This is a genomic window from Alkaliphilus pronyensis, from assembly GCF_009017275.1.
Lineage (GTDB): Bacteria > Bacillota > Clostridia > Peptostreptococcales > Natronincolaceae > Alkaliphilus_C > Alkaliphilus_C pronyensis.
Window position 1 is genome coordinate 1 of sequence record NZ_WBZC01000006.1, and the last position, 12,745, is coordinate 12,745.

9 protein-coding genes are annotated in these 12,745 nt (G+C 32.4%); all 9 read right to left on the reverse strand.

The window, feature by feature from the left end; genetic code table 11:
* Window positions 1–160: 160 nt before the first annotated feature.
* Window positions 161–2,020, reverse strand: a complete 1,860-nt coding sequence (locus F8154_RS01875; RefSeq protein WP_151859895.1) for a recombinase family protein — start codon at window positions 2,018–2,020, stop codon at window positions 161–163.
* 69 nt (window positions 2,021–2,089) lie between these two features.
* Window positions 2,090–2,236 (reverse strand): SHOCT domain-containing protein, encoded by a 147-nt coding sequence (locus F8154_RS01880; RefSeq protein ID WP_243141129.1) that lies wholly within the window; start codon window positions 2,234–2,236, stop codon window positions 2,090–2,092.
* A gap of 41 nt (window positions 2,237–2,277) precedes the next feature.
* Complete coding sequence (locus F8154_RS01885; RefSeq protein ID WP_192930116.1) at window positions 2,278–4,512, reverse strand: ATP-dependent DNA helicase; 2,235 nt, start codon at window positions 4,510–4,512, stop codon at window positions 2,278–2,280.
* 483 nt (window positions 4,513–4,995) lie between these two features.
* On the reverse strand, window positions 4,996–5,511 hold the full coding sequence (locus F8154_RS01890) for a sigma factor-like helix-turn-helix DNA-binding protein (RefSeq protein WP_151859897.1): 516 nt from the start codon (window positions 5,509–5,511) through the stop codon (window positions 4,996–4,998).
* A 333-nt stretch (window positions 5,512–5,844) separates the two neighbouring features.
* The gene (locus F8154_RS01895; protein ID WP_151859898.1) at window positions 5,845–6,387 is read right to left on the reverse strand and encodes a hypothetical protein; all 543 of its coding nucleotides are present in this window, start codon (window positions 6,385–6,387) and stop codon (window positions 5,845–5,847) included.
* Between the two features lie 287 nt (window positions 6,388–6,674).
* Window positions 6,675–8,312, reverse strand: coding sequence for an Eco57I restriction-modification methylase domain-containing protein (locus F8154_RS01900; RefSeq protein ID WP_151859899.1), 1,638 nt, complete (start codon window positions 8,310–8,312; stop codon window positions 6,675–6,677).
* 14 nt (window positions 8,313–8,326) lie between these two features.
* A complete protein-coding gene (locus F8154_RS01905; RefSeq protein WP_151859900.1) occupies window positions 8,327–11,308 on the reverse strand; it encodes an Eco57I restriction-modification methylase domain-containing protein in 2,982 nt (993 codons plus the stop codon).
* A gap of 308 nt (window positions 11,309–11,616) precedes the next feature.
* Window positions 11,617–12,600: a hypothetical protein gene (locus F8154_RS01910; protein ID WP_151859901.1), complete on the reverse strand. Its 984-nt coding sequence runs from the start codon at window positions 12,598–12,600 to the stop codon at window positions 11,617–11,619.
* The gene (locus tag F8154_RS14975; RefSeq protein WP_192930117.1) at window positions 12,575–12,745 is read right to left on the reverse strand and encodes a hypothetical protein; all 171 of its coding nucleotides are present in this window, start codon (window positions 12,743–12,745) and stop codon (window positions 12,575–12,577) included. Before F8154_RS14975 ends, F8154_RS01910 begins: the two co-directional genes overlap by 26 nt.

Here is a 12,745-nt window from a genome sequence, read left to right on the forward strand (position 1 = left end):
TTTATCTTGCTAAGCAAATGGTTTTGAAGCTAGGTCATAATATATCAATTCAATCTGAAGAAGGAAAACAAACCCAGGTTAATATCCACTTTCCTAAAACTGCAAACTATTATCTGCTATAGTTTTTTTAAGGTTAACCTTGATTAAATGAATTTTCATTCTATACCATAGACAAATATGCAGAACTCTCTTTGGTTTTGCATATTTGTTTATTTCTGAGTAAAAGTACGTACCCCCTAAGAAAAAATTCCCTCAAACTAATTAGTCTAAGGGAACATATAAAACTCTCTAAACTCGCTCTATCAGAGTAACGCACTCCACGTGTGTGGGTTCTATCATAGGAATACACAAATTCGTCACTTTTATGTATTCCCAAAGACTTTTTTGCTGTGCAATCTTCCTCAACTTTCAAACCTGTCTTGAAAACAAAAGTTACTGAATAAGGATTCTTTATACCAGATTCATCAACCTTGCCTATTATAACATGGTCTATAACATTTTCAAAAATCTCTCGATCAAATTCTGTAAGTAGTTCATTGTTGTTAAATAGATTCTTAAAGGAATTAATCTTCTCCCTTAACTCTTCTTGCTCATCATAATCGCTATCAAGGCTCTCTTGTTCTACTTTCAACTTCTCGATTTTTTCAATAATGTTAGTATACTTACTTTCGTAATCTTCCTTAGTAATTAAACCATCAATATTTAGTTCGACAAGTTTACTTAATTTCCTTTCATACTTATAGATGTCTTCACTAATCTTTTTAATCTTCTGTGCAGTTCCATCACTGCCTATAGACTCTTCAATAGTTTTTAAAAATTCAACGACCACATTTTTATGGTTGCTACACATCATATTAAATGAATCTACAAATGCGGCTTCTATATCAGCTTCCTTTATGCTTTTAGAATGCTCACAATACTTTCTGCCTTTCTTTGTGCTAGTCACACACGCCCAAACGACTTTCTTATACTGCGAACCACCATGCCATGACCTTCTTGATATGGTACTCCCACAAAATCCACATTTCATCATACTGCTAAAGGCATATTTCCTACTATACTTTTCTCTTTTAATGCCTTTCTCTTGGGATTTTCTACGGCTTCTTTTTGTTAAGATTCTTTGAGCTTCTTCAAATACTTCTTTTGTAATAATCGGCTCATGGTGATTTTCCATATAGTATTTGTCTTCTTCACCAAAATTCTTAAGACGTCTATGGGTAATAGGATCAACTGTAAAGGATTTTCCTAGTAATAAATCACCTTTATACTTTTCATTCTTGATAATACCTGTAACAGTACTTGTTCCCCAGTTTGAGTTACCTCTCTTAGTTTTGTAACCAAGTTGTGTCAACTCTTTCGCTATAACATAGCATCCTACACCTTCAATGTATCTTCGGAATATGTACTTAACAACTTCGGCTTCTCTTTCATTAATGGTGAGTATCTTTTTATCTGAATCATAATCATAGCCTAAACAACCATTGAAGCCAACCATTTCACCTCGCTTCATCTTCATCTTTAAGCCCATCTTGACATTAGCTGATATAGATTCACTTTCTTGCTGTGCCAATGAACTCAAAATAACCAACAACATTTCACCATTCATGGTCAGCGTATTGATGTTTTCTTTTTCAAAGAGTACAGCTACATTACGTTCCTTTAATAAGCGTACATATTTCAGCGTGTCTAGTGTATTTCTTGCAAATCTTGAAATAGATTTAGTAACGATTAAGTCAATTTTATCATCAAGGGCATCACTAATCATCTTTTGAAAACCTATTCGATTATTTATTTGAGTCCCTGATATGGCTTCATCTGTGTATATCTCAACTAAATTCCATTCTTGATTGTTTGAAACAAGTTGACGGTAATGTGTCACTTGGGAATCGTAGCTTAACTTTTGTTCTTCAGAATCAGTACTTACTCGACAGTAAGCTGCTACTCTTAATCGCTCTAATACAACAGCGTTTCTTCTATTGATTCTATCAGAAGAAGCTTGTATCACCTGTACCTCTTTCACTTAAATCCTCCTTTCGTTTTATCCAATAGCTCATTCATGAATGTGACTTTAGTGTATAATATTCATGTTCTAAACTACAAGAAATTGTTCAATAATTTTATACTTCTTCATCAATTTATTTTTTATCAAATCATACTCTGCTTTATTGAGTAAATCTTTTCCTAACAGTTGCTTTAACATGACCAATTGCATGTTGTATAATAATAAGTTATCCACCTCTTAACCTCCTAATAAATATCCATCATCATGTAATTTGGCTATAAAAAATATTCAGGTGATTTCTTAACCTGAATAAATGAAGTAATCTCTTTTATGTTGTGTGTGACCCTGCAATTAGGTAGTGCTTTCCTTACAGCGTCTTTGTACCTTCCATTAGCTCTAATATCCAAAATAGATATTACTGCTGTATCTGTTTCCGTTCTAACAGCTCGTCCATAGCCTTGTTTCAGTTTAGTAAGCATTTGTGGAATCAGTATTTCTTCTTTGAATAAGTCATCCTCATCCAACTCTTCTTTTTTATATTCTGTAATTGGATCGGGTACTGGAAAGGGTAATTTAACAATAATAAGGTGAGATAGTAAATCACCTGTTAAGTTTACGCCTTCCCACATACCCCCACATGCAAGTAGCACACCGTTCTTACTTTTTCGGTAAGTTTGTAATACCGAATTTTTTCCTTTTGAAAGGATAAACAGCGGAAAGGGCACTTGCTCATTCTTTAATAATCCATAGACCTTGCTCATCATTTCATAGGATGTAAATAACACCAGAGCATGTCCATAACTAGCTTGAGTTAATGTCAAGATTCTGTCGGCAATGGCTTTTATATATTGACCATCATTTGGATTAGGATAAGGCAGGTCATTAGCTTGATAAAGTAATGTGTTTTGATAATAATTAAAAGGGGATACTTTGTACATCTCATTTACTCTTTTAATATGTTCAATTCCTAACATACTTTTTGTGTAACTAAAATCACCACCTACTGATAATGTACCACTGGTTAATAAAACTGCTACATCCTCTTTAAAGATGTCCTGTCCTAACATTTGGTGAATCTTTTTTGGGATAGCCTTTATTAAAACTCTAGTTTGTTCCATTTCAACCCATCTAATAGAATCCTCACTCAGAATACAATCTACAATATCACCAAGTTTCTCAAAAGCAATTTGTTCCTTACGGTTATAATCTGGAACTGTTAACACGAGTTGTTGTAAATTTTTCTTTATGCGACTGAATTGTCGTAACAAAAGTGTACTATCTTGAAGACCGTATTTTGTAGATTCATCTTGATGATTTTCAACTGTTATATGTAAGTCTTCATTAAAAAGATGCTGAGTGTTTTCAATAATACTATTACATAATTGATTCATCTTCTTAAATCGCTTGTTATTTTCGGATTGGGGCTTTATACGCTTTATTAAACTAAAAATTTTATATTTACTAAGCACGACAGTTTGCATATCGCTGTATACTTCTATTAATTTATGAGCTTCATCACAAATGACTATGTGATGTCTAGGTAGCAATGATTTTTCTTCTCTACTTCTTTTAAGTATGTCTGCAATCATATAGTTGTGATTGGTTACTTGAAAATTGTAATGAGGAGCATTTAAGATTTTAAGGTAACGTATATAACTACAAGTCTTTCCCTTTGGGCAACTGCTACAATGACCCGCTATAACATTAATTCGCTGCCTATCATAACGGCTGATCCCCACTATATTTTCTAAATCAGCATGATTGCTGTCTAATGCTTTCTTCAATACCTCATATTCCCTTGAATTTTTCTTTTGAGGGTCAAGACAATTCACATAGTTTCTAAGACGTAAATCACAAATATAATTGCTTCTACCCTTTCTAATAACCGCTGTGATTTCTTCATCTATGATACCGTGAGCCATCAACATATTTGAGATTTCAGGCAAATAATCTCTTACTATGGCATTTTGTAATCGCTTACTAGATGTTGAAATAATGATTGGATGGGTAATTGTCTCAGCTTCTACTTCTCTGTAACCACATATTTGATAAGCAATAGCTGCCACAAGATACGCATGAGTTTTCCCTAGTCCAACAGCAACATCACTTAAGGAAATAGCTTTCTGGGTCATGACTATATACATATGCTTAGACAATTCAATCTGTTCATGCCTTTTATTAAATCCAAAGTTCTCAAATACTTTATTAAAGATGTACTCTATTAATTTCTCACCTGATTCAGGATAACTAATATTATAGAATTTGTAATCAGCAATCTTAGTAAGTAAGTCTTCATACTCCTTTGAACCGATGGCTTCTTTTTTATATCCTATATATTTTGTTTCACCTGTTATATAATTGTAGGCTCTATATTTGTAGGTCTTTCCTGTATAGGTTTCAGTAACGATACAATCCCTAGATATAAAGATACCTATTTCACGTTCTTCTAATTTCACTTTAGTGCTTAATTGCTCTAATGCATATTCTGTATGTCTATTGATTTTACTCATTCTTATCTCCTCCATTTTCTTCCTTAGTTTTTAACAACATGCCTATATAGCAACCTTCATTGCTCCATAAGGATGCTGTTAAAAAAGTATTAAATAAATCTCTAAGGCGAGTCTTGGTGGGACTCTCATTGAACCTAATGTAGCTCTCTGCTTGCAAACTACACTATTTTCATCACTAACTTTAGTGACTGCACTCCATAGGATTATTAGGACTATGCAGAAGTATCATCATATCTTTTCCCTTGTAGATCATGGCGATTGATTTCATAACCACGAAATCATTTTTAATCAACCTTCATCGCTCCCACTAAGTGATCTTGGCGAGGTCATTATTGTCGCTTTCCTTACGGCTACAAGGTAACGTACCTTAGAGACTGTCTTATAAATGGGGTATAGCTGCATGGTTCATGTAAATACCATCAACCATGTAGCCTGTCTGACCATTATTTTTCAAAGTTCATGAAGAGATATGAAAAAGTCCCTTCATAAGTTAGGAAAAAAAACGGCGATTTGTACCCCCTGTTTAAAAAACTTTTTTAATTTTTTTCTGGCTTGCTCAATGGACTTCTGTATTTTGGTATGATTTACGCCTTCTTCACTGGCAATAGTTCTAAATGTTTTTCCATCAATATAATGAGCAACAAATCTTCTCTTCTGAGTTTCTGTCAAGCAACTAAACATCTCTAATATTCGACGATTATCTGTTTCATCAATTAAGGTGTCTAGTGGATTTTTATGCTGATTAACAATAAGCTTTTTATCTTCTGCATAGGACAAGTCAATATGTACAATGTGATTCCGATGAGTTCTTTCTCTTGATGCTTGTCTCTTATCATCACTTTCTATAAACGCTCTAGCTTGTCTACATAAATTACAGGTCTCTTGTGATTGCTCATGGCAATGCTCACAATACTGCTGTATATAAAAAGTACACTTGTCACAAAGCAGCTCTTCATTCAATAATCCTTTACACTGATTACATAAAATAATTTGATTCATTTACCTTTCCCTCCGTATCTTTTTTGAATGTGTAATTTAAAAAGATAGGAAGGGACATGGCGCACGAATAGTATTCTTCATACTCGCTCCTCCTTTATGCCATTGCATAAAGGGAAGATGTCCTATTTCATGTAGAAAGCCATTATTTCAATATTTTGAAAAATGGGTATAAAAAAAGACCCTACAACCTGTTAAGGTCATAGAGTCTCTTTCTTCTCTATATGCAATTATTTTATTGGCAGTTTATGCCATGCTATCATTGTATCAGGAGCTAAATCCTATGTCAGTGTCAGTGAAGTTTCTATTTTGTTTCAATACCGTCTTTATTTTGTCTCATATTAGTATCATTTCAGTCCCATTGTATCTAGCATCAAATGATTTTAATACCTTTGGGATTATAAATCCCCACAGCGATACGCCGAATAAATGAATAGCTTCTTTACGCTTTCGATAATATGTAGAACGAGACATTTTAAGTTCATCCAGTAAGTCGTCTTCAGTGTACTTGTATTTAACAAAAAAATTCTTATAGATAATATCATAATAGACTTCACCATTATGCTTATAATCCTTTACGTGTAATAAGGCTCTTTCAATAGCCTCAATTATGATTTTATTTTCTGCAACATTCATCAGTCTTTCTTTTAGTTCTATGGCTTTTTCTTCTTCTCCGATTTCTGCTAGTATTTCAAGTCCTTTATAATTTGGTAAGCCATATGTTTCGTTACATTCTCGTATAACATCTGTGTACGCTTCTACATTGTTCCATACAACATCAGAGTATATCCGCAAAAGTTGGTTTGCGTTATGATACGTCTTAGGGTCAATGTTTTTATGGCGATTCGCTATGGTATGCAGAATATTCTTATTATTCATCTTACACATTCCCCTTTCTTTAGTTAAAGTAATTATTACTTTATTCATAGCCAATACACGTTTTTAGTTACACTCCCGACTCATTATAAAAATATTATATACGAACGTATGTTCCTTGTCAATAACTGGGTATGTTTTTGTGCTTATTTTCTAATTTAACGTCTGATTCTCTATACAATAAATAAACGAGCATTTTGAATATTAACAAAATGCTCGTCCAATCTTCTCATATAATGCCATTAACATATTTCATATGATATCTCTAATCGTTCTTATATATCTTCCAATTACCTACTTCTTGTAAGTCTTCTATTCATTAGTTTTCTCCATATACCTCTGAAAGCACTAATAACATCTTTCTCTATGCCTAAGTAATCAATTAATACTGCCCTATCAATGATATCAAGTAATTCTTCAATATCCTTCTTATTTCTAATATAGTCATCTATAGTATTCAGAAGGTCATCTACAGCTTTATGTTCCATTCTTTGTAGGTCGGGTAAAATAACAGCTCCAACTTCTCGAGGTAATATTTCAAGTACTCCACCACCATAACTTCTCCCATTAATTTCTGTGAACGCAAAAGAAATACTATTATAATAAGACAGTAAAGCTTTTCTCTTATCTATATTGTCTTTAAATTTAATACGATGCATAGTATCAGTTGATACGGCGTTGATTTCATTCAAGACAAACTTAGGATATATATTATTTCTTCTCAAGAAGAATGCATCAGGTGTCCAAACACTTGGAACGATATACCATCTATCTCTAATACGACATTTGTAACCTGTATTTTGCTCAGTTTTCTCTCCCCACTTAATATATTTCTTATAGCCTTTAGGATAATCTGAATATGCAACATCTTCTGGAAACAATACTAATTGAGCTCTTGTATCATTTTCAACATTTTTATGCCAATCATCTTCATTGAAAAATAGTCCATGAGCATGAGCACTTCTGCCTATTAATGGAAGAACAATATCATCCAACTCATACTTTTTAACTGTTTCTTTGTCTACTGAAAAATATTTATTATTGCCTGTTGTTATACCAACATTAACAAGTGCAATCTTATCAAAAGTTGTAAAATCACTATGATTTCTAAACTGATAAATAAGCTTATTCTCTTCTCCTGTTAAGAAATAGTGTGTCCACTTTTCTTTTGTGTGCTCAATTTTTTGATACTCAACTTCTGACAGATCATGCTGAATCATATCTTCAAAGTTTGTGTATTCAACGACTGATATAACAGCATCTTCTGTTGAAATATTCATATCTTTTTCTGCAATAAGCACTACTACTTCCTGCTCAATATCTGGAAATACAAGTTCTTTAAAAGTCAACAAGGTTATCCTTGATAAATTGTTAGAAAGATATTGCCTTAGATCTTCTGCATAGACTACCTGAAGTATTTCAGCAGGTATAACAAAACCTATTGTTCCACCTTCAGCAAGCATTTCAACACAAGCAACTAAAAAACAAACCCAACTGTTTATTAATTTGTTAGACTTCATACCGTTACTAATCAATATCTCAGATTGGATATTTCTTTGCTTCTGAGTCAAATACTGATATCTTATATACGGTGGATTTCCTAAGATCAAGTCGTATTTGGATTCTTTATTATCATGATAAAAAGCTAGAAAATCGTTATTAATAACATTGAACTTTTCACCGTATTCTCTCTGCTTTACTTTATTAGCTTCTTCTTCTATTATCTCAATAGCATCTATAGATTCCAACATATTCTCATTAATATGCTCTGATATGCTATCAAGAAATACGCCATCACCACATGAAGGCTCAAGTGCTTTAGCACCGACCTTAAAAGTAATATTTTTAACAATAAAGTCAGCTAATGCTCTAGGTGTGTAATATCCTCCTCTTAGCTTTTGAGCTGAACTGTTCTCTTTAAGTTTCATATAATCCAACTCCTTTATTCCAAAATTTCATCTATTTTCTCCATAATTTCACTTATCAATTGCTCTTTCCTACGAGTCAGCACTGTCTGTGTTTGTCTTGAAACTCTATTTAATAGTGTTGCATTAATATCATATATTTCATGAGTTTTTTCGACTATACTATCATGTCTTTCTTTCTCTCTCTCATTAGTAAAATCAATTTTTTTAACTGGGATAACATCCAAAACTGACTTTCCTCTTGAATAAAATCCATTATCGAAGTCACTACCCACAATACTAAATACCTTCTCAATAAGAGGATGTGTCAAATAAGCTTGAATAAACTCAAGAGAATAAGGACTGCCCTCTAGAGTTTTAATTCCTACATATCCAGCCGTATCTCCACTAGCTACAACAAAATTATTTTTATCTCGCATAAACATAGGTTTCTTAGACATAACGCCTACAATTAATTTATCCGTTCCCCAGAAATTCTTAAAACTCTGTCTTCTGCCATACCGATACCAAGTATCAGGCGTTGCTAATGGTACATCTCTTTTTCCTCCATTACCTAGTTGCTTCGGTTCAATAGCAGCATAGATAAACCGAAAATACTCAAGAGTATTAGGATAATCAGTCTCCATCACATCCATAGGAATCAAGTCCGCATTTGAATCATACGGAAATATAATCCACTTGTTAGTTACACAAGTATCATACGAAGAATTCCCCTTTTCTGCCTTGGTAACAGGTTTAAAATAACGCTTTAGTATATTCTTCTCTACTGTGAACTCCCTGTCATACCTTCTAAACGTATACGTATCATTAGTTTCTCCAGTTATATCTTCATCTACGAACCAGTAAGCAGGCATTTTTTTATAATTACCTATCTTTATACTTTCAGCAGAAGTCTGAATTCCAACAAATGGTGTAGCTATGTTTTGAAGTTGAATAGAATTGGAATATAGTTTATTTAACCTTTGTATCATATCTAAATCAGCGACTAACACCCACGGATTATCCGTTAGAAGTGTATGGCTTAACTTAATCATATTAGAGGAATCATCTTTAGTAATCCACCACCTATTTAAATCATCAACTTCTCGGAAGGTAAACTCTTCATTCATAGCCTTTTTTAAAAACAAAATTGAGCTATATATGGTCTTATCCTCAAACACTTGGGCTGAACCAAAATCTACAAACTCGTAAACATAAGCATCATCTGTTAATAGCTTACGTAACTTAGCTCCTGATTTATTCTTTGAAAATTTATTAGGCACAATAAAACTCAACATACCTTCTTCTTTTAGACATTCTAATGATCTTTCTATAAATATAAAATACTTGTCAAACTGCTTATATGATGAAGAATATCGCTTCTTATAAATTTTCAATTCATTACTAGGGAGCAGAGCCTTCATATCTTCTACTTTTACATACGGTGGATTTCCTATTATAAGATCAAAGTGATTACCTTGATTGATTATAGACCAATCAAACGGAATGATACTTTGAATCTGATCTTCCGATTTATATTTAGTAATCATATCTGTATCAATAAGCGAATTTCCAATGAGTAAATTATTAGTTAGATCAGGTAATATAGGAGTTAACCCAGTCACTGTTGGCGTATTCTCATCTTCTAATAGTTTTAGTAATAAGCTAAATTTTGATACTTCAACTGCATGTGAATCAATGTCTATACCATAAATGCAATTCTCAAGTATTTCTCTTTTTTCAGCAAGTGGAAGTTTGTACTTCTCTCCACCCATATGTATTAAGTGATCTTTTTGGTTCTCAGAATACCAATCTCTAACATAATGAATAATCTGCTCATAAACTTCAACAAGAAATATACCTGAACCACTTGCTATGTCGGCTACACGCAATTCTTTTATTGCATCAGGATTTTTGCCATTAAGTAGAGGTTGTAGACTCTTTGTAGTCATATACTTAACGATCTCTATGGGGGTAGTAACTACTGATCTGTTTTCGTTCTCTTTTTTCTCTTTCAGTTCTATATGACCATCTTCATTTATTATGAGATGCTTTACCAAAAACATTTCATAAATATGTCCTAGAAGACTCGCTTCAATTAAGTTAAAAACATATGGGCTTTGAGGATAGTATAGAGTTTTAATAATATCTATAATAATTTCATTATTTAAATCAAATATTAAGTAATCGCCACTAAATAATCCCGAGTTATATTTATTATCTGCATCAACAAAAAGCTGTTGTAATGCATCTTTTACTTTTGATTCATCAGTTATTGTTTCTTCAAGTTTTTGATACACAGGAAGATTTCTATCTTCGCAAATTCTCAAGAACACTATTTGATTTATAAAATCTTGAGTCATATCATTAATAATTTCAATTCCAAATTCTTGCGAAAGTAAGTATTCTCCTAAACGCAATCTCCATTGATTTATTTGATCTAAAAAAACATCATCTACCTGCTTTTTCAGTCCCTCTACATCCGTAAAACTATTGTCATACTCACCACTATAAATAAAATCCCTAGATATTAATGAAACTAATTCTTCGAATCTATCTACATATTCAACATAATTGAATGTTGCAATCAAAGCAGTGTCAGCAGTATCCGTTGATGAAGGCATTATTGATGCATCATAAATCAACAGATTTTCAAAGTTAGTTAGAACAACTATTTTATGTCTCGCTGACCATCCATATCGACGAGCTTGAAAAATAGCATCCAAATTAGATAACACATCTACCGAAGGTTTCTTTGCCTCAACAAAAAACTTTACAACACCTGTTAATGTCATAGAATAATCTGGTCTACCTGTACTTCTATCATAATCTTCTACTAATACTTCACGGATTTGAGGTGATGTATTTGAATCATTAGATACATCCCATCCGAGTACTTTGAATAAGTTATCTATGTAATTCAACCTACATGCACTTTCATTATAGGCTGTTGATTTGTAATAAGTTAGATTATCAGTAAATGATTGAACTAAAATCTTTAAAAAATCTATATTGTACATCATCGAACCTCCTTTAACTATATCGAACACACGTTCTATTTTATATGATTAAACTTTTATTGTCAACGAATGCAAGTTATAATATAATAGTTGCTTTAATTATATGTCAAAAGCATTACAATATCTACTATATTTAAATCAATACAACTAAGAGTAATGCCTAGTTTTTAATACCACTTCATAAATTGAGAGTGTAAATTAGTATTATAACACATAGATGACAATAAATCATTTGATGCACGGTAAAAATAAAAATTAGAACCTTCTGCTTTTTATCTTTCAATCTTATTATTTTATAGCTTAACTATCTAATGCGATACTATGATTTTATTGTGACTTTGGATATGCGTAAATATATCTTCAAAAATATCTTTATTCGTCCTAAACCGAAATAAACATGGTTCAAATTTTAAATAGTAACCATCTTTTATATCCTCCGAAAAATTAATTATCTTAAAATAATGATTCACGATTTCCTTATTGATAACCTCCATATAATTTTGTTCAAATGCCTTATCTCCTCCACAGACAATAGGTATTTGAACATTTTCTAATGCAACCAATGCTTTTTTACTAAAAACACCCAAATCATAAACGATACATTCAAACTCTGTTTCATTCTTGGAATTAAGAGGTTCAAAAGCAACACCTTTATAAAGATAACCGTCTCCATTCTTCTCCATCTCATAGTGTTCAGCAATCAACTTCATATGGCCACTATCATTAGCTTCTACATAACTCACCTTTGCTCCTATTGAACTTAGATAACAAGCAAACTGCATTGTCACTGTCGTAGTTCCAACTCGATGTTGTGCCCCAACAACTCCAATAGTTATTTGCTTTCCCTTAAAATCAATCAGAGTACCTTCTTTTATATCATGCACCAGATCAAACTTATCTTTGATATACTTCTCTGTCATATCCTCCAATAAGCACATCTCGATTTCTTTCTTAAGCTTATCTACTTCACTTTCAGTAATGATATTGAAAATACCTAGTCCAATCAGCTCGTGGACTAGGCTCTGCTCTTCATTTGGGATATAGAAAACTATCTTAATCTTGCTTAAGGACTTAAAGGCTCTAATAGCATCAATTATGATTTCTTCTGTATTTATTAGACATATTCGATCAACAACAATAGCTTGCACATGCCCTAATCGCTGTATTGACTTGCTTAAAAAGTCTTTTAAATCAAATTCCCCTACATACTTTTGTATAACAAGCTCTTCCTTCTCTTTTAGAAAATCTAATATATTCATATGAACTTTACTCGTTAAATAGAGTACCACCATAATTACCCCCTTCCTGCACATTGATTTCAAATTGCCTTGGTATATCAAATTCTATTTCCTTCGGTTGAAAAAATAGAAGTGCGATTACACCAAATATAATCAGCACGATATAAAACATAATTTCAATCATATTGGTCTTTTTCAT

Coding starts and splice junctions, on each gene's coding strand:
- F8154_RS14975 (WP_192930117.1), bottom strand. CDS start 12,745: ATGAAAAAGACCAATATGATTGAAATTATGTTTTATATCGTGCTGATT.
- F8154_RS01890 (WP_151859897.1), bottom strand. CDS start 5,511: ATGAATCAAATTATTTTATGTAATCAGTGTAAAGGATTATTGAATGAA.
- F8154_RS01910 (WP_151859901.1), bottom strand. CDS start 12,600: ATGGTGGTACTCTATTTAACGAGTAAAGTTCATATGAATATATTAGAT.
- F8154_RS01900 (WP_151859899.1), bottom strand. CDS start 8,312: ATGAAACTTAAAGAGAACAGTTCAGCTCAAAAGCTAAGAGGAGGATAT.
- F8154_RS01905 (WP_151859900.1), bottom strand. CDS start 11,308: ATGTACAATATAGATTTTTTAAAGATTTTAGTTCAATCATTTACTGAT.
- F8154_RS01885 (WP_192930116.1), bottom strand. CDS start 4,512: ATGAGTAAAATCAATAGACATACAGAATATGCATTAGAGCAATTAAGC.
- F8154_RS01895 (WP_151859898.1), bottom strand. CDS start 6,387: ATGAATAATAAGAATATTCTGCATACCATAGCGAATCGCCATAAAAAC.